Source organism: Streptomyces sp. NPDC052225 (assembly GCF_040679615.1).
Taxonomy (GTDB): domain Bacteria; phylum Actinomycetota; class Actinomycetes; order Streptomycetales; family Streptomycetaceae; genus Streptomyces.
On the sequence record NZ_JBFAVD010000022.1, the window covers coordinates 84,871 to 109,021 of the forward strand.

General features: G+C 71.3%; 20 protein-coding genes. 14 read left to right on the forward strand and 6 right to left on the reverse strand.

Going from position 1 to position 24,151, the window contains the following annotated elements:
• Positions 1 to 236 precede the first annotated feature (236 nt).
• The 6 genes from AB0L37_RS28035 to AB0L37_RS28060 all read left to right on the forward strand — a co-directional run bounded on the left by AB0L37_RS28035 (position 237) and on the right by AB0L37_RS28060 (position 7,857).
• Positions 237 to 2,711, forward strand: coding sequence for a bifunctional diguanylate cyclase/phosphodiesterase (locus AB0L37_RS28035; protein ID WP_365511123.1), 2,475 nt, complete (start codon positions 237 to 239; stop codon positions 2,709 to 2,711).
• A gap of 226 nt (positions 2,712 to 2,937) precedes the next feature.
• Positions 2,938 to 3,234 (forward strand): Asp-tRNA(Asn)/Glu-tRNA(Gln) amidotransferase subunit GatC, encoded by a 297-nt coding sequence (gatC, locus tag AB0L37_RS28040; protein WP_018531282.1) that lies wholly within the window; start codon positions 2,938 to 2,940, stop codon positions 3,232 to 3,234.
• 6 nt (positions 3,235 to 3,240) lie between these two features.
• Complete coding sequence (gatA, locus tag AB0L37_RS28045) at positions 3,241 to 4,746, forward strand: Asp-tRNA(Asn)/Glu-tRNA(Gln) amidotransferase subunit GatA (protein ID WP_365511125.1); 1,506 nt, start codon at positions 3,241 to 3,243, stop codon at positions 4,744 to 4,746.
• Positions 4,743 to 4,982: a hypothetical protein gene (locus tag AB0L37_RS28050; RefSeq protein WP_365511128.1), complete on the forward strand. Its 240-nt coding sequence runs from the start codon at positions 4,743 to 4,745 to the stop codon at positions 4,980 to 4,982. The genes gatA and AB0L37_RS28050 overlap by 4 nt, the downstream gene beginning before the upstream one ends.
• Before the next feature lie 19 nt (positions 4,983 to 5,001).
• Positions 5,002 to 6,522: an Asp-tRNA(Asn)/Glu-tRNA(Gln) amidotransferase subunit GatB gene (gatB, locus tag AB0L37_RS28055; protein WP_365511130.1), complete on the forward strand. Its 1,521-nt coding sequence runs from the start codon at positions 5,002 to 5,004 to the stop codon at positions 6,520 to 6,522.
• A gap of 75 nt (positions 6,523 to 6,597) precedes the next feature.
• Complete coding sequence (locus tag AB0L37_RS28060) at positions 6,598 to 7,857, forward strand: arsenic transporter (RefSeq protein WP_365511133.1); 1,260 nt, start codon at positions 6,598 to 6,600, stop codon at positions 7,855 to 7,857.
• Between the two features lie 31 nt (positions 7,858 to 7,888).
• Here the strand turns inward: AB0L37_RS28060 and AB0L37_RS28065 are convergent, their stop codons facing one another.
• The 4 genes from AB0L37_RS28065 to AB0L37_RS28080 form a co-directional block, all read right to left on the reverse strand.
• On the reverse strand, positions 7,889 to 8,494 hold the full coding sequence (locus AB0L37_RS28065) for a hypothetical protein (protein ID WP_365511136.1): 606 nt from the start codon (positions 8,492 to 8,494) through the stop codon (positions 7,889 to 7,891).
• A 97-nt stretch (positions 8,495 to 8,591) separates the two neighbouring features.
• Entirely contained in the window at positions 8,592 to 9,431 is an 840-nt protein-coding gene (locus tag AB0L37_RS28070) for an alpha/beta hydrolase (protein ID WP_365511139.1), read from the reverse strand.
• 229 nt (positions 9,432 to 9,660) lie between these two features.
• Positions 9,661 to 10,227 (reverse strand): TetR/AcrR family transcriptional regulator, encoded by a 567-nt coding sequence (locus tag AB0L37_RS28075; protein ID WP_365511141.1) that lies wholly within the window; start codon positions 10,225 to 10,227, stop codon positions 9,661 to 9,663.
• Positions 10,227 to 10,694, reverse strand: a complete 468-nt coding sequence (locus AB0L37_RS28080; RefSeq protein ID WP_365511144.1) for a nuclear transport factor 2 family protein — start codon at positions 10,692 to 10,694, stop codon at positions 10,227 to 10,229. Before AB0L37_RS28080 ends, AB0L37_RS28075 begins: the two co-directional genes overlap by 1 nt.
• A 770-nt stretch (positions 10,695 to 11,464) precedes the next feature.
• On the opposite strand from AB0L37_RS28080, the gene AB0L37_RS28085 reads away from it, so the two are divergent.
• The 7 genes from AB0L37_RS28085 (at position 11,465) to AB0L37_RS28115 (ending at position 20,822) form a co-directional block, all read left to right on the forward strand.
• The gene (locus AB0L37_RS28085) at positions 11,465 to 13,513 is read left to right on the forward strand and encodes a phosphocholine-specific phospholipase C (RefSeq protein WP_365511147.1); all 2,049 of its coding nucleotides are present in this window, start codon (positions 11,465 to 11,467) and stop codon (positions 13,511 to 13,513) included.
• A gap of 156 nt (positions 13,514 to 13,669) precedes the next feature.
• Positions 13,670 to 15,919 carry an MMPL family transporter gene (locus AB0L37_RS28090; protein ID WP_365511149.1) on the forward strand — a complete coding sequence of 750 codons (2,250 nt, stop codon included), beginning with the start codon at positions 13,670 to 13,672 and terminating at the stop codon, positions 15,917 to 15,919.
• On the forward strand, positions 15,897 to 16,466 hold the full coding sequence (locus AB0L37_RS28095; RefSeq protein ID WP_365511152.1) for a GNAT family protein: 570 nt from the start codon (positions 15,897 to 15,899) through the stop codon (positions 16,464 to 16,466). Before AB0L37_RS28090 ends, AB0L37_RS28095 begins: the two co-directional genes overlap by 23 nt.
• A gap of 35 nt (positions 16,467 to 16,501) precedes the next feature.
• A complete protein-coding gene (locus AB0L37_RS28100) occupies positions 16,502 to 17,074 on the forward strand; it encodes a hypothetical protein (protein ID WP_365511155.1) in 573 nt (190 codons plus the stop codon).
• 207 nt (positions 17,075 to 17,281) lie between these two features.
• On the forward strand, positions 17,282 to 17,464 hold the full coding sequence (locus AB0L37_RS28105; protein WP_365511158.1) for a hypothetical protein: 183 nt from the start codon (positions 17,282 to 17,284) through the stop codon (positions 17,462 to 17,464).
• On the forward strand, positions 17,461 to 20,586 hold the full coding sequence (locus AB0L37_RS28110; protein ID WP_365511161.1) for an AAA family ATPase: 3,126 nt from the start codon (positions 17,461 to 17,463) through the stop codon (positions 20,584 to 20,586). Before AB0L37_RS28105 ends, AB0L37_RS28110 begins: the two co-directional genes overlap by 4 nt.
• Before the next feature lie 38 nt (positions 20,587 to 20,624).
• Positions 20,625 to 20,822 carry a DUF6191 domain-containing protein gene (locus AB0L37_RS28115; RefSeq protein WP_365511164.1) on the forward strand — a complete coding sequence of 66 codons (198 nt, stop codon included), beginning with the start codon at positions 20,625 to 20,627 and terminating at the stop codon, positions 20,820 to 20,822.
• Here AB0L37_RS28115 and AB0L37_RS28120 read toward each other — a convergent pair.
• A complete protein-coding gene (locus AB0L37_RS28120; protein ID WP_365511167.1) occupies positions 20,815 to 22,008 on the reverse strand; it encodes a PQQ-dependent sugar dehydrogenase in 1,194 nt (397 codons plus the stop codon). The genes AB0L37_RS28115 and AB0L37_RS28120 overlap by 8 nt on opposite strands.
• 78 nt (positions 22,009 to 22,086) lie before the next feature.
• Positions 22,087 to 23,085 (reverse strand): aldo/keto reductase, encoded by a 999-nt coding sequence (locus tag AB0L37_RS28125; protein WP_365511170.1) that lies wholly within the window; start codon positions 23,083 to 23,085, stop codon positions 22,087 to 22,089.
• A 101-nt stretch (positions 23,086 to 23,186) separates the two neighbouring features.
• Here AB0L37_RS28125 and AB0L37_RS28130 point away from each other — a divergent pair, with 101 nt between their 5' ends.
• Complete coding sequence (locus tag AB0L37_RS28130; RefSeq protein ID WP_365511172.1) at positions 23,187 to 24,125, forward strand: 2-hydroxyacid dehydrogenase; 939 nt, start codon at positions 23,187 to 23,189, stop codon at positions 24,123 to 24,125.
• Positions 24,126 to 24,151 lie beyond the last annotated feature (26 nt).

The following is a 24,151-nucleotide window of genomic DNA, read 5'->3' on the forward strand; positions in this document are numbered from 1 at the left end:
TTGAAGGCCACCCGTTCGGCGCATATCAGATGCATAAGGGTGGCCGGGCCGCATTCGGGCAACCATGGGCGGGCGCGTCCGTCTGGTGCCCGTGAAAGCCCTCTGCGGCCTACTGTTGAGGTGTGCGCCTGCCGTGTCCTGCTGTGGATGGGGCATCTCCTGCTCACCGGAAGCTCATCGTGAGCGGGGGGAGCGGGCAGCGGACGTGGGCACCGCCGGCTGTGAGAGGGACGGGAATGGAACCGACCGAGAGCGCCGCCCCGGACTCACGTCTGCCCCCGCGCCGACGGGCGCGGCGGAGCACGGCTCGTCGTACCGGCGAGGGCGACAGCGGCGACAGCGGTCACGGGGAGAACGAGCGCGGTGGTGTGGTGAACTGGCGCAATTGGTTGCGCGGAGGCGGACGCGGAGCCGTCCGTCTCGGTGCGGACCGGGCACGGGAGATGTCCGACGGTACGGAGACCCCGCCCGACGGGACGGCGGGAAGCGACGGCGCGCAGCGCCTCACCAGCCGCACGGGGCAAGGGAGTTCGGCCCTCGCGGCCCTGCCGCCGGGACCCGGTGAGGGCCCCGCGTCGGCCCCGTTCAACACGAGCGCCCGCGTCGGCGTCGCCACCCCCGCCCGCAACCACCAGCCCGCGCAGGTCGAGACGGCCCGGGCCGCCGCGCTGCCGCTGCTGCCCGGCGCCGTCGTCGCGCTCGCCGCGGTGGTCCTCGGCACCGGGGTCTACCGGGCGTTCAGCGGCCCCCACGCGCTCTTCCCCTCCGGCACCGCCGGCTGGTCCCTCGCCGTCCTGACCGGCATCATCGTCGGCCATCTCGTCGCGCTCGGCCGCGACCGCTGGTGGGGCGGGACCGGCTCCGGCGCCGCCCTCACCCTCGCCGTGCTGCTGCTCTACGGCTGGGTGCCCGCCGGGATGGTCAGCCTCACCGTCGTCGTGCTCGTCGGCATCGCCCGCAGGCACCGCTGGCGCCAAGGCGTGCTGCACGGGGCGATCGACATCCTCGGGATCGGCGCGGGCGCCCTGGTGCTCGCCGCGTTCGGCCGCCTGGCGTCCGTCGAGGCGCCGTGGAAACCGGAGAGCTGGGACCTCTACACCGCCCCCGAGGTCCTCCTCGTAGCGGGCGCCTACCTGCTCGTCACGCGCTCCCTGCTCTGGTACGTGCACGCGCCGCGCCCCGCAGGACTGCCCACCGTCGCCCGTACGGCGCTGGTGCGCCAGGGCCTGGTCGGGGTCGCGCTGCTCGGCATCGCGCCGCTCGTCTGCGTCGTCGCCGTCGCCCTGCCGGTGCTCCTGCCGCTGTTCGCGATCCCGATGATCGCGCTCGACTCCACGCTGTGGATCGCGCGGGCCCGCGCCGAGGAGCAGCTGCGCGACCCGCTCACCGGCCTGCCCAACCGGCAGTGGCTCCTGGAGCGGACCTGGACCGCGCTCGACGACGCCGAGCGGATCGGGGCGCGCAGCGCGCTCCTGCTGATCGACCTCGACCGTTTCCGCTCGGTCAACGACACACTCGGGCACCTCGCCGGCGACCGGCTGCTGCTGCAGATCGCGGACCGGCTGAGAGCGGCGCTGCCGCGCGGCGCGGAGGCCGCGCGGCTCGGCGGTGACGAGTTCGCCGTCCTGCTCCCCGTCGCCGACTCCACGACGTCGGCGACCCGCGTGGCCCGCAACCTGGTCGCGGCGCTCGGCTCGCCGCTCGACCTGGACGGTCTGACACTGGTCCTGGAGGCGAGCGCGGGACTCGCCGTCTTCCCCGACCACGCCCTGGACGCGGAGGGCCTGCTGAGGCGGGCCGACGTCGCGATGTACCAGGCGAAGCGGGACCGTACGGGCGTCGAGGTCTACGAGTCGAAGCGCGACTCCAACACCCCCGACCGGCTCGGTCTGCTGGGCGATCTGCGCCGGGCGCTCGACGCCGGTGACGTGGAGCTGCACTACCAGCCGAAGGTCCGCTTCGACGGGCACGTGGCGGGTCTTGAGGCGCTCGTGCGGTGGGTGCACCCGGAGCGGGGGAAGGTTCCGCCGGACGAGTTCATCGCCATCGCCGAGTCCTCCGGGCTGATGCCGCACCTGACCGAGTACGTCCTGGAGACGGCGCTTGCGCAGGTCGCGCGCTGGCGCGCGCAGGGGCTGCACGTGCCGGTCGCCGTGAACGTCTCGCCGCGTGATGTGCACACGCCCGGATTCGCGGGGGCGGTCGCGGCGCGGCTCGCCCGGCACGGGGTTCCGGCGGGCTCCTTGCAGCTGGAGATAACGGAACATGTGCTCCTGGAAGACCCGCAGCGGGCCGCCGACACCCTCGCCGGTCTGACCGGGCACGGCGTGAAGATGTCGCTCGACGACTTCGGTACGGGGTACTCGTCGCTGGTGCATCTGCGGCGGCTGCCGGTCAGCGAGCTGAAGATCGACCGGTCGTTCGTGGCCCGGCTCGCGGTGGACAACGAGGACGCCGAGATCGTGCGGTGCACGGTCGATCTGGCGCACTCGCTCGGGCTGCTCGTCGTCGCGGAGGGCGTCGAGGACGACGAGACGTGGGAGCGGTTGCGGGATCTGGGGTGCGATGCGGTGCAGGGGTGGCTCGTCGCTGCCGCGATGCCGCCGGACGAGACGACTGCGTGGTTGCGGGCGCGGGGGGCTCGGGGGTGGCAGAGGGAGCGGGCCGCTCTGCCCGCGGCTCAGGGGGATGAGCCGGGGGCCCTTGGGTGACGGGCACTCCGGGCTGGTGCTGAGGTCGCGGGGCTCTGCCCCGGACCCCGCTCCTCAATCGCCGGAGGGGCTTGATTCGGCATCCGCCGGAGGGCTTGATTGGCGTCCGCCGGGGGACTTGAGACCGGGCTGCGGAGCGGGGGCGAACAAACCGTTTAACGGGTACGGCTTCCCGCCCCATAGGATTGAGCCCAAACCACACACTCTCACCCCAGAGGATCGCTGCATGCCTGGCATCACGCGCGAGGAGGTCGCCCACCTCGCCCGGCTGGCGCGTCTGGAGCTGAAGCCCGAAGAGCTCGACCACTTCGCAGGCCAGCTCGACGACATCATCGGCGCGGTCGCCCGCGTCAGCGAGGTCGCCGACCAAGACGTACCCCCGACCTCCCACCCGCTGCCGCTGACGAACGTCATGCGCGCGGACGAGGTCCGTCCGTCGCTCACCCCCGAGCAGGCGCTCTCCGGCGCCCCGGCCCAGGAGCAGCAGCGTTTCAAGGTGCCGCAGATCCTGGGGGAGGACTAAGAAATCATGACGGACACCAACGTCAACATCATCAAGCTCACCGCCGCCGAGATCGCCGCGAAGATCGCCGCCGGCGAGCTCACGGCCGTCGAGGTCACCGAGGCCCACCTGGCCCGGATCGAGGCCGTCGACGAGAAGGTGCACGCCTTCCTGCACGTCGACCGCGAGGGCGCCCTGAAGCAGGCCGCCGCCGTGGACGCCAAGCGCGCCGCGGGCGAGAAGCTCGGCCCGCTGGCCGGTGTGCCGCTCGCGCTGAAGGACATCTTCACCACCGAGGGCATCCCGACCACCGTCGGCTCGAAGATCCTCGAAGGCTGGATCCCGCCGTACGACGCGACGCTGGTCAAGAACCTGAAGGCCGCCGACGTCGTCATCCTCGGCAAGACCAACATGGACGAGTTCGCCATGGGGTCGTCGACGGAGAACAGCGCGTACGGGCCCACCGGCAACCCGTGGGACCTCACCCGGATCCCCGGTGGCTCGGGCGGTGGCTCCAGCGCCGCGCTCGCCGCGTACCAGGCCCCGCTCGCCATCGGCACGGACACCGGCGGCTCGATCCGCCAGCCCGCCGCCGTCACCGGCACCGTCGGCGTCAAGCCCACGTACGGCGGCGTCTCCCGCTACGGCATGGTCGCCTTCAGCTCCAGCCTCGACCAGGGCGGGCCCTGCGCCCGTACGGTCCTGGACGCGGCGCTGCTGCACGAGGCGATCGCCGGGCACGACCCGCTCGACTCCACGTCCATCGACGCCCCGGTCCCGCCGGTCGTCGAGGCCGCGAAGAACGGCTCCGTCGCCGGCATGCGCGTCGGCGTCGTCAAGCAGTTCCGCGGCGAGGGCTACCAGGCCGGTGTCGTGCAGCGCTTCGACGAGTCCGTCGAGCTGCTGAAGTCGCTCGGCGCCGAGATCGTCGAGCTGGACTGCCCGACGTTCGACCTCGCCCTGTCGGCGTACTACCTGATCGCGCCGTCCGAGTGCTCCTCGAACCTCGCCCGGTTCGACGCCATGCGCTACGGCCTGCGCGTCGGCGACGACGGCACGAAGTCCGCCGAGGACGTCACCGCGCTGACCCGCGAGGCCGGCTTCGGTGACGAGGTCAAGCGCCGCATCATCCTCGGCACGTACGCGCTCAGCTCCGGCTATTACGACGCGTACTACGGCAGCGCCCAGAAGGTCCGCACGCTCATCACGCGCGAGTTCGAGGCCGCCTTCGAGCAGGTCGACGTCATCGTGTCGCCGACGACGCCGACCACCGCCTTCCCGATCGGCGAGCGCGCCGACGACCCGATGGCGATGTACCTCGCGGACCTGTGCACCATCCCGACCAACCTGGCCGGCAACGCCGCCATGTCGCTGCCCTGCGGCCTGGCCCCCGAGGACGGCCTGCCGGTCGGCCTGCAGATCATCGCCCCCGCCATGAAGGACGACCGCCTGTACAAGGTGGGCGCTGCCGTCGAGGCCGCCTTCGTGGAAAAGTGGGGCCACCCGCTGCTCGAGGAGGCTCCGTCGCTGTGAGTGCACTGAACAAGGCCAAGGGGTTCAAGAAGTCCAAGTCCGGTACGTACCTGTCGATCGGGACGACCGCGTTCGGCGCGATCAGTGTCATGAAGCAGGCGAAGAAGGCCCGTACGGAGAACGACACGCTGCGTCTCGTCGACGCCGTCGTCTCCGCCGCGGCCATCGCCACCGGCATCGCCCTGCTGCTGCGCGAGCTCAAGCGGCTCGGCGACGACGACGTCCTGCTGGGCTGAGAGGGAAGTACCAGAAATCGTGACTGCCACGACCACTCCCGAGCTGCTGTCGTACGAGGACGCTCTCGCGTCGTACGACCCGGTCATGGGCCTCGAGGTCCATGTCGAGCTCGGCACCAAGACGAAGATGTTCTGCGGCTGCTCCACCGAGCTCAAGCAGGACGCCAACAGCCAGACCTGCCCGACCTGTCTCGGTCTGCCCGGCGCGCTGCCGGTCGTGAACGAGATCGGCGTCGAGTCGGCCATCAAGATCGGCCTCGCGCTGCACTGCGAGATCGCCGAGTGGTGCCGCTTCGCCCGGAAGAACTATTTCTATCCGGACATGCCGAAGAACTTCCAGACCTCCCAGTACGACGAGCCGATCGCCTTCAACGGCTACCTCGACGTACAGCTGGAGGACGGTGAGGTCTTCCGCGTGGAGATCGAGCGCGCCCACATGGAGGAGGACACCGGCAAGTCCACCCACGTGGGTGGCGCGACCGGTCGTATCCACGGCGCCTCGCACTCGCTGCTCGACTACAACCGCGCCGGCATCCCGCTCATCGAGATCGTCACCAAGCCCATCGAGGGCGCGGGCGAGCGGGCCCCCGAGGTCGCCAAGGCGTACGTCGCCGAGCTGCGCGAGGTCATCAAGTCCCTTGATGTCTCCGAGGCCCGGATGGACAAGGGCCAGATGCGCTGCGACGTGAACCTCTCCCTGCGCCCGAACGGGACCAAAGAGTTCGGTACGCGCAGCGAGACGAAGAACGTCAACTCGCTGCGTTCCGTGGAGCGCGCCGCTCGCTACGAGATCCAGCGCCACGCCGCCGTGCTGTCCTCGGGCGGAACGATCGTGCAGGAGACCCGTCACTTCCACGAGGAGGACGGCTCCACCACGTCGGGCCGCATCAAGGACAACGCCGAGGACTACCGCTACTTCCCCGAGCCGGACCTGGTGCCGGTGGCCCCCTCCCGCGAGTGGGTCGAGGAACTGCGCGCCGGTCTGCCGGAGCTGCCGCTCGCGCAGCGCAACCGGCTGATCGAGGAGTGGGGCATCACCGCCCACGACATGCAGTCGATCCGCAACGCCGGTGCCATCGGCCCGATCGTCGCCACGATCAACGCCGGTGCGGACTCCGCGTCCGCGCGGAAGTGGTGGATGGGCGAGCTGGCGCGCAACGCCAACGAGCAGGGTGTCGAGATCGGCGCGCTGCCGATCACGCCCGAGCACGTGGCGCGCGTCTCGGAGCTCGTGGCCTCCGGCGACCTGAACGACAAGCTGGCCCGTCAGGTCATCGACGGCGTCCTCAAGGGCGAGGGCACGCCGGACGAGGTCGTCGAGAAGCGCGGCCTGAAGGTCGTCTCGGACGAGGGTGCGCTCACCACTGCCGTGGACGAGGCCATCGCCGGTAACCCGGGGGTCGCCGACAAGATCCGCGGCGGCAAGGTCGCGGCCGCCGGTGCGCTCGTGGGTGCCGTGATGAAGGCGACCCGGGGTCAGGCCGACGCGGCCCGCGTCAAGGAGCTGATCCTGGAGAAGCTGGGCGTCAGCGAAGGCTGAGCCTGTTTTTTTCGGAGGGGCTGGATATATCCAGCCCCTCCGGCGTTTGAGGAGCGGGGTCCGGGGCGGAGCCCCGTGGAACGGAGCAGCACACTGAGTACGACCCTGGCCCTCGGCCTTCTCCTGGTGACACTGGCCTTCGCGGTAAAACGCCCCCGCAACTGGCCGGAGGCGGTCGTCGCCGTGCCCGCCGCCGGCGCGGCCATCGCCCTCGGCGCCGTCTCTCCCGCCCATGCCTGGGACGAGATCCAAGAGCTGCTCCCCGTCGTCGGGTTCCTCGCCGCGATCCTGCTGCTTGCTCAACTCTGCGCCGACGAAGGGCTGTTCAGGGCCGCCGGTGACGCCGTCGCGCGGGCCTGCCACGGGAGTCCCGGGCGGATGCTCGGCGGGGTGTTCGCCGTGGCCGCCGCCATCACCGCCGTACTGAGCCTGGACGCCACCGTCGTCCTGCTCACCCCGGTCGTCTTCGCCACCGCCGCGCGGATCGGCGCGAGCCCCCGCCCGCACGTGTACGCGAGCGCCCACCTCGCCAACTCGGCGTCGCTGCTTCTCCCCGTCTCCAACCTGACGAACCTGCTGGCCTTCGCCGCGAGCGGGCTCACCTTCAGCCGGTTCGCGGGGCTGATGGCGCTGCCCTGGCTCGTCGCGATCGGCGTCGAGTACGCGGTGTTCCGGCGGTACTTCGCCGACGACCTGGCCGCCCCCGCGCACGAGCCCGACGACGCCGAGCCCACGGACGTCCCCGTGTTCACCCTCGTCGTCCTCGCGCTGACCCTCGCCGGGTTCGTCGTCACGTCGTTCGCCGGGATCGAGCCGCTGTGGGCGGCGCTCGCGGGCGCGCTCGTGCTCGGGGTCCGGGCCCTCGCCCGGCGCCACAGCACCCCCGGCGAGCTGGTCAAGGCGGCCAACCTGCCGTTCTGCGTCTTCGTCCTCGCGCTCGGCGTCGTCGTGAAGGCCGTCGTCGACAACGGGCTCGGCGACGCCCTGGGCCACGTCCTGCCGGACGGATCCTCGCTGCCGGCCCTGCTCGCCGTCGCCGGGATCGCCGCGCTGCTCTCCAACCTCATCAACAACCTGCCCGCGATCCTCGCCCTGCTCCCGGTCGTCGCCCCCGCCGGACCCGGCCCGGTGCTCGCCGCGCTGGTCGGCGTCAACCTCGGCCCGAACCTCACGTACGTGGGCTCGCTGGCGACCCTGCTGTGGCGGCGGATCGTGCACGCGCACGGCACCGAGCCGGAGCTGGGGGAGTTCACCCGGCTAGGGCTGCTCACCGTGCCCGCCACACTGCTCGCCTCCACCGTGGCGCTCTGGGCGGGACTCCTCGTCCTCGGCTAGGGCCTGTCTCCTTGATCCGGGACCCTGACTGTCAGTCGAACATGCCCGCGTACGGGTCCGGTTCGCCGGTCATCGGGTCCAGACCCGCATGGAAACGGCGTTCCTGTTCCTCGTGGTGAACGAAGGTGCCCACTCGCCCCCACAGCGATAGGTCGCTCAGCGGGCACGTGTCGAAGTCAGCAGTCATGAGGCGTCGCAGAAACGCAGCCATCCCGCAGTCGAAGAGGGCCCAGTGCGGACTGTCGTGCCGCCTCCAGACGATCACAGGCCACTGGTCGGGGTCCGACCCGGTCATCAGCCAACCGAGTTCGTTTGCGTTGCATCCGCTACCCCAGGGCAGCACTCGATCAGCACCCAGGTCAACTCCGGGCACTCCACCCTCCGAAGTCCACAACTCGCGAAAACCGGCTGTGTGGCCGGTGATTGATGCATCCCATCCGTTCCCGGTCGGCAGAGGCGGCAGGACGATCAGGTCATCGATGCAGCCGCCACCGTAAACAGCCATGAAATCGCGATAGTCGGCAGGGAGAGAAGTACTCAGGTGGGTTTCAACTGACGTCCAGTCCACCTGCTCGTCCGCACCCCAATCGTGGTGCAGGATCCGCTGCAGGGCATCTATATCGGTTCGCCTGTCCACTTGCCCTCCAGTCGAGCCGAGCCGAGCCGAGCCGAGACGTTCACGGTCACCGGGCGTTTGGCGGTGGTTGATCGTGGACGTCTCGGCTCCCGTGCAGTCAGGGCTGCTGGACGAACGCGAGGATGTCAGGGTTGATGTCGCTGGCATTCACGGTGAGCATTCCGTGCGACAGGCCCTCGTAGATCTTCAAGGTCGCATCCTGTAGGAGTTCCGCCTGCTTGAGGGCGGCCTCCTGGTACGGGACGACCTGGTCGTCGTCGCCTTGCAGGACGAGCACCGGCACGGTGATGGCCTTGAGGTCTGCGGTCTGGTCGGTTTCCGAGAACGCCTTGATGCCCTCGTAGTGGGCAAGGGCGCTTCCGGTCATTCCCTGGCGCCACCAGTTGTCCACGACCTGCTGCGACAGCGGGACGCCGTCACGGTTGAACCCGTAGAAGGGGCCGGAGGCCACCGCGTGGAAGAACTCTGCCCGGTTGGCCGCGAGAGCGTCGCGGAAGCCGTCGAAGACCGAGATGGGAACACCGTCGGGGTGCTCGGTGGTCTGCACCATCAGTGGGGGTACCGCCGCGACGAGCACCGCCTTGGCGACGCGGCCCTGGGGCTGGCCGAACTTCGCCACGTACCGCGCTACCTGTCCGCCGCCGGTGGAGTGTCCGACGTGCACGACGTTGCGCAGGTCCAGATGCTGCACGACGGCGTCGACGTCGCTGGCGTAGTGGTCCATGTCGTGACCGGAGCCGATGTCGGAGGAACGCCCGTGTCCGCGGCGGTCGCTGGCGATCACGCGGTAGCCGTTGGTGAGGAAGTACAGCATCTGGGCGTCCCAGTCGTCCGAGGACAGCGGCCAACCGTGGTGGAACATGATGGGCTGGGCGTCGCGCGGGCCCCAGTCCTTGTAGAAGATCTCGGTGCCATCTTGCGTGGTGACGAACGGCATGTGTCTCTCCTTGTCTGCGCCGCCGCGATAGGGCGGCACGCATGGCGTCTCGGCGGTTTCGCCGCGACGGTGAGGTGTGTCGGCCGGGGACGGCGGCCGGTGGGAAGTGGAGGCCGGCCAGGGGCGCCGGCCGATCAGAGGTGGGGCGGCATGCAGCGGCGTGCTGGTGCTGTGAAGTGCGGGGCGGACCGGACCGTTCGCCTGGCCGACGCCGGTTTGAGGTGTCGGCTCAGCGAGCGGGACCGAGCAGGCGTTGCTCGGTGCGGGCGACGATTCCGAGGAACGTCGCGTCGTCGCCGTATGCACGGGCCAGGATCAGCCCGCCCTGTATGGCCGCGACCGCGTCCAGCGCGCGGTCTGCCGCTTCCTGAGGTGGGAGACCGCCGGTGCGCAGCGCTCCGGCGAGGGCGTCGACCCAGTCGGTGAAGTAGGTCCGCACCGCGTCGGCGAATGTGTCCTGCTCTTCACCCAAGGTCATCGCGGCGAACAGACACACGCGCTCGCGCGAGGTGAAGTACTGCGCCACCTCCCGCGACATCGCTCCGATCGCCTCGGTGGCGTCATGGGCGGTGCGCAGGGGGGTGAAGATGCGTTCCTCGAACCACTCACTGACCTGTTCGAGGACGGCAGCGGCCATGTCTGTCTTCCCCTGGGGGAAGAAGTGGTACAGGCTGCCGCGGCCAACGCCGGTCTCCTGCTGGATGACCGACAGGGAGCCGCCTTCGAAGCCTCGCTTGCGGAAGACGCCGGCGAGGGCGCGGACAACGTCCGAGCGGTCGAGGACGGTGCGTGCCATTACAGGCCGAGTTCGCTCAGGCCGGGGTGGTCGGCCGGGCGGGGGCCGGACGCGTCCCAGAAGAACTTGCACTCGGACTCATCGATGGCGACGTCGTTGATGCTCGCGTGGCGGTGGGTCATCAGGCCGTCCTCGTCGAAGTGCCAGTTCTCGTTGCCGTAGGCGCGGAACCACTGACCGGCAGCGTCATGGTACTCGTAGGCGAAGCGCACGGCGATCACGTCGCCGGTGAACGCCCACAGCTCCTTGATCAGGCGGTAGTCGAGCTCCCGGTCCCACTTGCCGGTGAGGAAGTCGACGATGGCGGCGCGGCCCTGCACGAAGGTCGAGCGGTTACGCCACCAGCTGTCCTCGCTGTACGCGAGGGAGATGCGCTCGGGGTCACGCGTGTTCCACGCGTCTTCGGCGGCGCGGACCTTCTGGATCGCGGTGGCCTCGGTGAACGGGGGAAGCGGAGGACGGGACATTTCGGTGCCTTTCGAGAGCAAGGTTCACGTTGCCTGGTTCCGTCTGTACCGCTCGGTTTGGTGTGTACCGTTCGGTTCAGTGTGTACCAAACAGTACAGAGAACTGGTGGAGCCGTCAACACGGGATTTCGCAGATGTGCGAATCTCGCCGCTCCGGTGACGGCTGGCGAGCCAGAGCAACCTGGTGAGCTCCGGACGGGTACGACCCGGCGGAGGTCCCTTCCTCGCGCTGCTCATTCGGGAGCAGGGGTGCGCGCGCGGGCTAGTTCATTGCGCTCAGCCAGGGTGAGGGCCGTACCTCTCGGATCGGGGCGGGTGTACACCCGTACAACGGCACTTGCTGCGGCCGGTGGTACGGCAGGCCTGCGCGGATCGGCTCCGGCCTGCTGCGACCAGCCGCACACCAGGCTCATCTCGTACGTACTGCGCGGCCGGGGGCGCCGGTCGATGCGGAGCACGGCCGGTCGAGCTGCCGGTCGACGGGCTGCGCCGACTGCGGGACGAGGAACTGCGCAGCGCCACCGTGCGGGGGAAATCCCTCGGAGCTCTGGCAGCGGCGTACGGCGTCTCGCTGGTTCGGTTCCAGCTAAGCCGCAGGCGGCAGTTGGACCTTTGTCACGAGGGCTTGGACGTTTACGTTTCGGCTGGTTCTCGTACTTCCCAGGGTCATCTGGCCTCGCTACCGTCCCCGCCGAATCACTCAATGGGTCTGATGCAGACCATTACGTGCGGAGGCCGCTGTGCCCACTGGGTCCTCGGAGTCCCCGGAGATGTCCCGTAGACGCCTCATGGCCGTCGGCGGCGGTGCGCTCGGCGCGGCCGCGGCCCTCTCCTTTCTGCCGCCCTCGCTCCAGCAGGCCGTCGCGGCCCAGGTCAGTGAGGGAGCGCCGCCCAAGGGCGGGCTCGACGCCATCGAGCACGTCGTGATCCTGATGCAGGAGAACCGGTCCTTCGACCACTACTTCGGCGCCCTGCGCGGGGTGCGCGGCTTCGGCGACCGCAACGCGATCAGGCTGCCGAACGGGAAGAGCGTCTTCGAGCAGCCGGGCGTGCTGCGCACCGTGCTGCCGTTCCCCGTGCGCGAGGCCGCCGAGACGCAGAAGAAGGACCTCCAGTACATCGGCGCCCTCGACCACTCCTGGTCCGGCGGCGCCAAGGCCTGGCACGACGGCTGGCACGACGGGTGGATCACCGCGAAGACCGCCGCCACGATGGCGTACTACACGCGCGAGGACATCCCCCTGCACTACGAACTCGCCGACACGTTCACCGTCTGCGACGCCTACCACTCCTCCATCCACAGCTCCACCAGCCCCAACCGCAACCACCTGTGGAGCGGGAGGACGGGCTACGAGGCGAACGGCAAGCGGGCCGTCGGCAACGACGCCTACGACGAGGACACCCACCCCGGATACGACTGGGGCACGTACGCCGAGCGCCTGGAGAAGGCGGGCGTGAGCTGGCAGACGTACACCGAGTGGGAGAACTTCACCGACAACCAGATCGAGTTCTTCACCACCTTCAAGGCCATCGCCAGGAAGGTCCTCTCCGGGACCGGACTGACGTACATGGAGGCCTTCTACGCGAAGGTCCGCGACGCCAAGGACGCGGGCGAACGGGACGCGTTGCTGGCCACCCTGGAGAAGGGTGTCGCGACGCTGAGCGCGAGCGAGCGGTCGCTGTTCGAGCGGGCGCTGCGGCGCGTGCCCACGGGCGAGCTCGCGTCGGCGTTCGCGCGCGACGTGGCGGACGGGAAGCTGGCCCGCGTCTCCTACCTCGTGCCGTCCGCCGTCGACTCCGAGCACCCCTCCGTCTCCTCGCCGGTCCACAGCGCGACGATCGTCTACAAGGTGCTCGACGCGCTCGCCTCGCACCCCGAGGTGTGGAAGAAGACCGCCGTCTTCATCAACTACGACGAGAACGACGGCTTCTTCGACCACGTGCCGCCGCCCGTCCCGGCCCCCGACGTGACCGAGGAGCGCTGGCAGGGGCTGCCGACCGGGCTCGGCGCGCGCGTGCCGATGCTCGTCGTCTCGCCGTGGACGGTCGGCGGGTACGTCTGCTCGGAGGTCTTCGACCACACGTCCGTCATCCGGTTCCTGGAGCTGTGGACCGGGGTGCGCGAGCCCAACATCGGGGCCTGGCGCCGCCAGGTCACCGGCGACCTCACCGGCGCCTTCGACTTCACGCACACCGCGCGGCAGCCGTCCGTCGAACAGCCGGGCGCGATACCGCAGTTCAGCGGCCGCTGGGCGCCGCAGCCGCCCCTGAAGCAGTCGATGCCCGTGCAGGAGCCGGGCACCCGGCCCGCCCGCGCCCTGCCCTACCAGCCGGACGCCTCCGTGCGCGTGCACGACGGGGTGCTGACCCTGAACCTCACCAACACCGGCCGCTCCAGCGCCCACTTCGCGCTCTACCCGTACGCCGGTGAGTACGCGATTCCGCAGCACTTCGACGTCGTACGGGAGACGGCCGTGACCGTGCCGGTACGCGAGGGCGCGTACGACTTCGTCGTGACCGGACCCGGTGGCTTCCGGCGCGAGTTCCAGGGGCGTACGGACGCCGGCGTCGACGTCACGACGACCGTGGACGCCCGCACGCGCGTGCTGCGGATCCGGCTGCGCACCACCGGGGACACGGCACGGACGTTCACCGTAGGAAAGCGGACCGTCACCGTCCGGCCGGGGCGGACCGTCACCGTCGTGCACGGGACGAACGAGGAGCACGGCTGGTACGACACCGAGGTGACCTGCGGCGAGGCCTTCCGGCGGCGTCTCATGGGGCACATCGAGAACGGCAGGCCCAGCGTCTCGGGCTGATCGCCACCCCGTCCCGGCTCTTGTGAGTAAGGCCACGAAAGCGACAAAGGATCACTTCTGGCTGCAAGAGTGACAGGCCATTGCTCATGTGTTCTTTGCGGGCTGTTCCATGGCTGTTCCCGATAAAGATCCACGAAACATCCAGGGAGCACGCCCGTGGCCGCACTCGCGCGTTGGTGTGTCAGGCATCGGCTGGTCGTCGTTCTGCTGTGGCTCCTCGCGCTGGGCGGCACCAGCGCGGCCGCGGCGGTCGCCGGATCCGCGTACTCGAACGACTACGAGGCGTCCGGCACCGAATCGGGCCGCGCGACCCAGCTCCTGAACGACAACTTCGCCGGTCTCGGCGGCGACAGCGACACCGTCGTCTGGCACATCGACGACTCCACGGTGCGCGCCGCCGACGTCGAGACGGCGATGAGCAACGCGCTCGGACAGATCGCGAAGCTGCCCGGCGTCTCGTCCGTCGTCTCGCCGTACGGGACGGCCGGCGCCGCCCAGATCAGCGCGGACGGGCACACCGCGTACGCCACCGTCACCTTCGACGAGCAGGCCGACGACATCCCGCGGAGCCAGGCGCAGGCCGTCGTCGACACCGCGCTCGACGCCGAGGAGCACGGACCCGACGGACTCCAGGTCGAGCTCGGCGGCAGCGCCGTCGCGCTCACCGAGTCGGCCTCCGCCCATCTGTCCGAGGTCATCGGCGTCGTCGTCGCGGCCGTCGTCCTCTTCCTCGCGTTCGGGTCGCTCGCCGCCGCCGCGCTGCCCATCGCCACCGCGCTGGTCAGCGTGGGCACCGCGTACGCGGGCATCGTGCTGCTCGGCCACGCGATGACCGTCGCGGACTTCGCGCCGATGCTCGGCATGCTCGTCGGGCTCGGCGTCGGCATCGACTACGCGCTGTTCATCGTGACCCGGCACAGGAAGGGGCTGAAGCGGGGCCTGCCGGTGGCCGTCGCCGCCGAGCGGGCCGTCGCCACCACCGGGCGCGCCGTCGTCTTCGCGGGCGCCACCGTCTGCATCGCGCTGCTCGGCATGCTCATCCTGCGGCTCAGCTTCCTCAACGGCGTCGCCATCGCCGCGTCCGTGACCGTGCTGCTCACCGTCGCCGCGTCCGTGACGCTGCTGCCGGGGCTGCTCTCCCTCATCGGGATGCGCGCCCTGTCCCGGCGCGAGCGGCGCCGGCTCGCCGAGCACGGGCCCGAACCCGAGCTGCCGACCGGCCTCGCCGCCCGCTGGGCCGCCTTCGTCGAGCGCCACCCCAAGCTGCTCGGCGGGCTCGCCCTCGCCGTGATCACCGTCCTCGCGCTGCCCGTGATGTCCCTGCATCTGGGCACCTCCGACCAGGGCAACAACCCCAGGTCGGCGACGACACGACAGGCGTACGACCTGCTCGCCGACGGCTTCGGACCCGGCGTGAACGGGCCGCTCACCCTCGTCACCGACGTCGACGGCGCGAGCGACAAGCTCGCGCTCGGCGACCTGGCGAGCCAGTTGCGCACGACGGAAGGCGTCGCCACCGTCTCCCCGGTCACGTACAACGCGGACGACAGCGCCGCCCACCTGACCGTCGTCCCGACCTCCGCACCGCAGTCCCAGCAGACCAGCGAACTCGTCGACCGGCTGCGCACGGACGTCGTCCCCGAGACCGGCCTCGACGTCCAGGTCGGCGGCGTCACCGCGAGCTACGACGACTTCGCCGAGGTCATCATCGGCAAGCTGCCCCTGTTCGTGGGCGCCGTGATCGGGCTCGGCTGTCTGCTCCTGCTGCTCGCGTTCCGCTCGATCGGCATCCCGCTGAAGGCCGCCGCGATGAACGTCGCGGCGGTCGCCGCCGCCTTCGGTGTCGTCGTCGCGGTCTTCCAGTGGGGCTGGGGCAGCGACCTGCTCGGCCTCGGGGCCGCAGGTCCCATCGAACCGTTCCTGCCCGTGATCATGGTCTCGGTCCTCTTCGGGCTCTCCATGGACTACCAGGTGTTCCTCGTGAGCCGGATGTACGAGGAGTGGCTGGAGACCGGTGACAACCGGCGGGCCGTACGGGTCGGGCTCGCCGAGACCAGCCGCGTGATCAACTCGGCCGCGGTGATCATGATTTCGGTCTTCCTGGCCTTCGTGCTCAGCGGGGACCGGGTGATCGCGATGTTCGGCATCGCCCTCGCCGCCGCCGTCGCCCTCGACGCCTTCGTGCTCCGCACACTCCTGGTCCCCGCCCTGATGCACCTGCTCGGCGGCGCCAACTGGTGGCTCCCGAAGTGGCTCGACCGGCGCCTGCCCCGCCTCAGCATCGAGCCGCCGGAGTGCCGCGCGGCGGCGGATGCGAGGATCCCGGGGCAGCGCACCATGCTGCCCGCCACCCTCACGGCAGACCCCTTCCCGAAGGAGCCCGATGTACGCGATCCCGCTGGATGACACCGGCGCCGAACTGCGCCCCCTGGAGCCCTGGCACGCCGAGGAGTTCCTGGCGCACCTGGACCGGGGGCGTGAGTTCATCGGGCAGTTCATCCCGTTCGGGTCGCAGGCGACGGACGTGGACTCCGCGCGGGCCACGCTCCAGCGCTACGCCGACATGCGCGCCGCCGACACGGCCTCGTACCACGGCATCTGGAGCGACGGGACGCTCGTCGGGGGTGTGCTCACCCTGGGCTTCGACGCGGCGAACGGCAACTGCGAGGTCGGCTGCTGGCTGGAGCCCGCCGCGGCGGGGCGCGGCCTCGTCACGCGCGCGATGCGGCACCTCATCGACTGGGCCGTCGAGGACCGCGGCATCCACCGGGTGGAATGGGTGGCCGCGTCCGGAAACCTCCCGAGTCTGAACGTCGCCAAGCGGCTCGGATTCACCCGCGACGGAATCCGCCGCGAGGCGCATCCGTGGCGCGGAGTCCGCCATGACCTGGAGGTCTGGTCGGTCCTCGCGCCGGAGTGGCGCAGCGCACGCGACGCGCACAGGAAACGTTAAGAGACCTCTCAGACAGCGTCCGTACGGTGCGCAGCATGACTACGAAGACCGAAGCGCAGCGCGACGCCGAGACCGACACCCTGGAGAAGGACGAGAAGGCGGCCGAGGCCGTCGAGGCGCGGGACACCGACGACGCCGACGAGTTCGACGACCCGGCGGAGGCCGCCGCAGAGGCCGAACTCGCCGCCCTCAAGGAGTCCGCCGAGGCCACGTCCTCCGGCGTCGGCCTCGGCGCGGGCGCCATCGTCTCCGTGGCCCTCGGCGTCGTGGCGCTCAGCGGCGGCTGGCTCGGCACCATCGCCTCCGCCCGTGAGTCCCTCATCGGCCAGCTCAACACCGCCCAGACCGCCGGCGTCGCCAAGCAGGTCTCCGAGGTCTACGGCGACGCGTGGCACGCCGCCGCCCTGGTCGGCGGGGCCTTCTCCCTCGTCGCCCTGCTCGTCGGCGCGTTCGTGCTGGTCAAGCCCGCGTTCGGCGTCCCCGGCAAGGGGCAGGCGGTCTGGATCAAGTCGACCGCGTGGGCCGGCGTCACGCTCGGCGTCCTCGGCCTGCTGCTCGCCGTCGCCAAGTACTCGGACCTGCTCCTGGGCCTGCCCAAGACCAGCTGAGGCCCCTCGTATCGCTTCCTAAGGCACCCCGAACGGGGTGCCTTAGCCGTGTCTAAGGCGCCTGAGGCCCCGCATAAGGCGGCGCCGCCCGCCAACATGCGGCACTCGCCCGATGTGGCGGACCCCCCTGGGAAACGAGAGTTGAGGCATCGCGGAGAACGGAAACCGCGAACACCGCAACAAGAAGACACCAGGGAGTCAGACACCATGTTCGCCTACGAGACCCACCAGCTCCGCTCCGCCGAACTCATCCGCGAGGCCGACAACGACCGCCTGGTCCGCGCCGCCCTCAAGGCCCGCCGTGCCGAGCGCCGTTCACGGCGCGACGAAGCGGAGGGGCGGGTGAGTACGGACAGCCCGCGCCGGCACCGTGCGCCGCGCACCGCATGAGCACCCCGGCCCTCACGGCCCCTGAAATACCCGCCCCGCTGTCGGACCCGTGTGCGATGCTCAACGGCGTGGAGACCAGGTCCGTCAGCCCGGTGTTCGTCGGCCGAGCCGACGAACTGGGCGTATTGAACACCGCGCTCGAGCGCGCCGCCGCCGGCGAACCCCAGGCGCTGCTCCTCGGCGGCGAGGCCGGGGTCGGCAAGACCCGGCTCGTCGAGGAGTTCGCCGGGGCGGCGTGCGACCGGGACGCGGTCGTCGTCACCGGCGGCTGTGTGGAGATCGGGGCCGACGGGCTGCCCTTCGCCCCGTTCTCCACCGCCCTGCGCGCCCTGCGCCGCAAGCTGCCGGACGAGTTCGACGCGGCGGCGGCCGGCCGCGAGGACGAACTCGCGCGCGTGCTGCCCGAGTTGGGCATGCACGCCGCACCCGGTTTCGAAGGGCGGGGCGACGAGAGCGCCACCGCGCGCCTCTTCGAGCTCACCGCCCGGCTCCTGGAGCGGGTCGCCGCCGAGCACACCGTCGTGGTCGTCCTCGAAGACCTGCACTGGGCCGACGCCTCCACCCGGCACCTGCTGTCGTACCTCTTCCGCACGCTGCGCAGCGGCCGTCTCGCCGTCGTCGCCACCTACCGCGCCGACGACGTGCACCGTCGCCACCCGCTGCGCCCCCTGCTCGCCGAACTCGACCGGCTGCGCACCGTCACCCGGGTCGAACTCGGCCGCCTCAGCCGCGAGGAAGTGAGCCGCCAGGTCGCCGGCATCATGGCAGCCGAGCCCGACCGCGCCCTCGTCGACGACATCTACCGCCGCTCGGACGGGAACGCGTTCTTCGTGGAGGAACTCGCCGTCTCCGCCGCCGAGGGCTGCGCCACGGGCCTGACCGACTCGCTGCGCGACGTCCTCCTCGTACGCGTCGAATCGCTGCCCGAGTCCGCCCAGCGCGTCGCCCGGATCTGCGCCGAGGCCGGCTCCACCGTCGAGTACCCGCTGCTCGCCGCCGTCGCCGGGCTCGGCGAGGACGAGCTGATCGAGGCCCTGCGCGCCGCCGTCGGCGCCAACATCCTGCTCGCGTCCCCGGAGGGCGACGGCTACCGCTTCCGCCACTCCCTGGTCCGCGAGGCCGTCAGCGACGACCTGCTGCCCGGCGAGCGCTCCCGCCTCAACCGCCGCTACGCCGAAGCCCTCGAAGCCGACCCGACGCTCGTCCCCGCCGACGCCCGCGTGATGCGCCTGGCCACGTACTGGTACCAGGCCCACGACCCGGCCAAGGCGCTGCCCGCCGTCCTCGACGCCTCCGTCGAGGCCCGCCGCCGGCACGCCTACTCCGAGCAACTGCGGCTCCTGGAGCGGGCGATGGAGCTGTGGGACGCGACGCCCCAGGACATCCGTGCCACCCTGCGCCTCGGCCACTACTCCGACGCCTACCCGGCCTGCGGCTGCGACCCCGCCGAGACCACGCTCGGTTACCTCGACCTGATGGCCGAGGCCGCCACAGCGGGACGGCTGTGCGGAGAGCGCGAGCGCGCCATGAAGATCGGCAAGCGCGCCCTGCGCATCCTCGACGAGATGGCGGCGAACGGCGAGGGCGACCCGCTGCGCGCCGCCTGGTTCTGGATCCAGCGCTCCCGCATCGTCTCCCACCTGCGCAGGGGCGACGGCTGGGCCGAGATCGCCACCGCCCAGGACCTGGTCCGGGGCCTGCCCCCGTCGGAGGTGCACGCCGAGGTCCTCACCCACGCCGCCGCCTGGGGCATGCTGCACAGCCCCGGCGCCGAGACCCTCGCCGCGGCCGAGCGCGCCCTGCAGTACGCGCACATGGTCGGCGCCGTCGAGACCGAGCTGCACGCCCGCCTCATCCTCGGCGGCCTGCTCGTCGACTCCGGTGACGTGGAGCGGGGCCTCGCCGAGATGTACACCGCCCGCGACCGCTCCCTGGAGCTGGGCCTCATCGCCCGGATCAACAACGTCAACGTGAACCTGCCCTCCACGCTGGAGAGCGTCGGCCGCTCCGAGGAAGCCGTCCGCGTCGCCGACGAGGGCATCGAGCTGTGCCGCCGCTACGGCCTGACCGACACCAAGGGCTGGGTCCGTGCCAACAAGGCGGAGTCGCTGATCTCCCTCGGCCGCTGGGACGAGGCCGTCAAGGCCGCCGACTGGACCCGCCGCTCCGCGCAGAGCGACAAGCCGATGGCCGGCGCCTGCGCGCACCTCGCCACCGTCGCCCTCGGCCGCGGTGCCCTCCAGGAGGCGGCCGCGCACCTGGCCGCCGCCCACGAGCAGTACGGCACGCACGACCCGCAGCCGCAGCACACCCTGCCCGTCGTCCACCTGACCCTCGCGCTCGCCGCCGCGCAGGGCCGCGTCCTCGACGCCCGCGCCGAGCTTGAGCGGCTCGTCGGGGAAGGGCTGCCGCCCGCCGAGCACCGCTACATATGGCCGCTGCTGTGCACCGCCGCGACGGTCGAGGCCGACGCCCGCGGGCTGCCCGCGGCCGACGCGGGCCGCGCCGAGGCCGTCGAGCGGATCAGGGACGCCGCCAAGCAGCAGGCCACCCCGGCCCCGGTCTGGCGCGCGTACGACCAGTGGGTGCGCTGCGAGCTGCTGCGCGCGCAGGACCGGGACACGGCCGACGACTGGTCGGCGACGGTCACCGCGTTCGAACCCCTCGGCCGGCCCTACGACCTGGCCCGGGTCCGGCTGCGCCTCGCCGAGGCACTGCTCGTCGAGGCCGGTGACGACGATCGCGACCGTGCCACCGAACTGCTCCGGCTCGCCGGCGCCGCCGCCGAGCACCTCGGCGCCCGGCCGCTCGCCGAGTCCGTCGCCCTGCTCGCCCAGCGCGGCCGGCTCAGCCTGTCCCGCGACGTGCCGCGCCGCAGCGCCCCGGCCGAGCCCGCCGAGGAGTTCGGCCTCACCAGCCGCGAGCGCGACGTACTGCGCCTGGTCACCGAGGGCCGCAGCAACCGGCAGATCGCGGAGCAGCTGTTCATCTCCCCGAAGACCGCGAGCGTCCACGTCTCGAACATCCTGGCCAAGCTGGGGGTGGCGGGCCGCGGTGAGGCGGCGGCCCTGGCCCACCGCCTGCACCTTTTCCCGGCGGTGGGGACCCCTCCCGTACGCTGAGGGAAAGGGCTCGGCCCGGCCACCCGCCTGGAGGCGCGATGTTCAACATGTTCGAGGACCTGTTCGCGCCCGGCCGCAAGCACACGAACGACGAGCGCAAGCGCCTGGAGCTGACCCGGGTCGACCTGAACGACGGCGACCCGGGGCGCGGCCCGATAGACCTCACGTCCGGCAAGGTCGTGGTGCGCGCCCCGGAGCCGGAGCCGGCCGAGGAAGCCGACGACGAGGTCAGCTGACCTTCAGCTCGAGAATCCGGTCGTCACCGCTGCCCGGCGTACCGCGCGTGTCCGTCTCGCTGGTCACCAGCCACAGCTTGTCGCCGCCCGCCGCCACGACGGTGCGCAGCCGCCCGTACTTCCCCTTCAGGAAGTCCTGCGGATCGTGCGCCGGCTTCGTGCCTCCCCCAGACTCCGTCCGGGAGGTGTCCCCTAGCGGGATCCGCCACAGCCGCTCGCCGCGCAGCCCCGCCATCCAGACCGACCCCTTCGCGTACGCGATCCCGCTGGGGGAGGCGTCCTGCGTGTGCCACTGGGCGACGGGGTCGTGGTACTTCGCGTCGCCGCTCTTGCCTTCCGCGTCGGGCCAGCCGTAGTCGTCGCCCGCCACGATGTTGTTCAGCTCGTCCCAGGTGTCCTGGCCGAACTCCGAGGCCCACAGCCGCTTGTCCTTGTCCCAGGCCAGGCCTTGTACGTTGCGATGCCCGTACGAGTACACGGGGGAGTCGCCGAACGGGTTGCCCGGGGCCGGCTCGCCCTCCGGCGTCAGCCGCAGGATCTTGCCGCCCGTGGACTTCTTGTCCTGGGCCAGCTCCGTCCTGTACGTCTCGCCCGTCCCGACGTAGAGCAGCCCGTCGGGGCCGAACGCGATCCGCCCGCCGTTGTGGTTCGTGCCCTTCGGGATGCCCTTGAACACCGTGTCGGGCGCGCCCAGTTGCTCACCGGCCGGCCTCTTCTCGTCGTACTGCATCCGCGCGATGCGGTTGTCCGACGCGGTGGTGAAGTACGCGTAGACCATGTGGTCGGAGGCGTACTCGGGGGAGAGCGCGAGGCCGAGCAGTCCGCCCTCGCCGCCCGGGGCCACCCCGGGCACCTCGCCGAGGACCGTCTTCTTGCCGGTCTCCGTGTCGACCCGGGTGATCGTCCCCTCGTCGCGCGACGAGACGAGCAGGCCCTTCTCGGGCAACGGGGCAAGCCCCCAGGGCGACTTGAGGTCCTCGGTGACCGTGCGCACCACGCTCACCGAACCCTTCGCGGGCGGCACGTCACCGGACGTGGGCGAGGCCGATCCCGTGCCGCCCGAACCCGGTGCGGACGTCGCGGCCCGCGGCGGGTCCCCTCCGTCGTCCGAGGAGCAGCCGGCCGTGAGCAGGAGCGCGGCACAGGCCACGACGGCCCACGCGGGCCGCACAGCTGGACTTCGCACGATCAGGGTCCCTTCGCCACGGTTTCTGCTGCGCCGTCTTACTCCTGCGCGGTCTTCTACTGTGCCTCACGGGCGCCGTCAGTCCCAGGACCCCTGGGCCGGCGGCAGCGCCGCGATCTCCGCCAAGTCCTCGTCGGTGAGCCGGAGTTCGGCCGCCGCCGCGTTCTCCCGCGCCCACCGCTCGTGCTTGGCGCCGGGCACCGGCACCACGCCGCGCCCGCGCGAGAGGACCCAGGCGAGCGCCACCTGCGCCGGGGTCACGTCCTCGCCGTGCCGGGCCGCGACCCGGCGCAGGCCCACCACGAGCGGCTGGTTCGCGGCCATCATCTCCGCGGTGAACCGCGGGTGCCGGGCGCGCACGTCGTCCCGCTCGAAGCCCCCGCCCGGCGTCAGCGTCCCGGTCAGGAAGCCGTTGCCCAGCGGCATCGCCGCCAGGAACCCGACGCCCCGCGCCTCGCACCAGGGCAGCAGCTCGGCCAGCGGCTCGGGCGACCACACGGACAGCTCCGCCATCACCGAACTCACCGGGAACACCTGCTGGATGCGCTCCAACTGGCGGATCGTTCCGGCATGCAGCGCGGACCGCTCCCCGCGCCGGGCGGCCCGCGCGCCCACCGCGCACAGTCCGAGGGAGCGCACCTTGCCCGCGCTCACCAGCTCCGCCATCGCGCCCCAGGTCTCCTCCACGGGCACCTCGGGGTCGGCGCGGTGCAGCTGGTACAGGTCGATGACGTCCGTCTGAAGCCGTCGCAGCGACGCGTCGCAGGCCCGCTTCACATACCCGGGGCGGCCGTTGGCGACGATGTGCTGCTCGCCGACGAGCAGCCCCACCTTGGTCGACACGAACGCGTCCGCCCGCCGCTCCTTCAGGACCCGGCCGAGCAGCAGCTCATTGGTGAAGGGCCCGTACATGTCCGCGGTGTCCAGGAGCGAGCAGCCCCGGTCCAGTGCGGCGTGCACGGTCCGCAGGGACTCCTCGCCGCGCTGTCTCGATCCGGTGTACGCCCAGCTCATCGGCATGCATCCGAGCCCGACAGCCCCCACCTCGAGCGCCGCGGCGCCGATCGCCCTGCGCATACCTCCTGGCTCCACGTGCCCGTGACCCTCCCTGGCCCCACTTGTCTGGGGCCTACAACCTAACCTCTGCGTCCCGACGGCTCTGACATAGCCTCCTGACCATGACTGGTGATGTGTGGCTGCCCTTCCGCGCCGACGAGATCCCGGGCCTGCCCGACGGGCTCAACTACCGTTTCTGGAACGGTGAGCCGGACTTTCCGGCGGACCCGGCCGACTGCGCGTACTACGTCGTCCCCTACATGAAGCCGCCGGGCGTCGGCGTGCGCCCGATGGAGCGGATGACGTCCGTCCGCGCCGTGCAGACGCTCTCGGCCGGGGTCGACCACGTACAGGACGGGCTCAAGTACCTCGCCCCCGGCGTGCAGTTGTGCAACGCCCGCGGGGTCCACGACGCCAGCACCGCCGAGCTCGCCCTCACCCTGATCCTCGCCTCGCTGCGCGGCATCCCCGACTTCGTCCGCGGCCAGGACCGCGGCGAGTGGCGCTCCGGATTCCGGCCCGCGCTCGCCGACAAGAACGTGCTCATCGTCGGCTACGGTGCCATCGGCTCGGCCATCGAGGACCGGCTCGTGCCCTTCGAGGTCGCGCGGGTGGCGCGCGTCGCGCGCTCCGCACGCACGACGGAGCGCGGCCCGGTGCACCCGCTCGCCGATCTGCCGCGGCTGCTGCCCGAGGCCGACGTCGTCGTCCTCGTCACCCCGCTCACCGAGGACACCCGGGGCCTCGCGGACGCCGAGTTCCTCGCGGGCATGAAGGACGGCGCGCTGCTCGTGAACGTCGGCCGCGGCCCCGTCGTCGACACCAAGGCCCTGCTCGCCGAGCTCGACAGCGGCCGCATCACCGCCGCCCTCGACGTCACCGATCCTGAACCCCTGCCCCAGGAGCACCCGTTGTGGCAGGCTCGTGGGGTACTCATCAGCCCGCACGTGGGCGGCCCCACATCCGCCTTCATGCCGCGGGCCAAGCGTCTGCTCGCCGCCCAGCTCACCCGGTTCGCGGCCGGGCAGCCGCTCGACAACGTCGTGCTCACCACCGGCTGACCGACGTCACTTCGGCCCCACGGGCA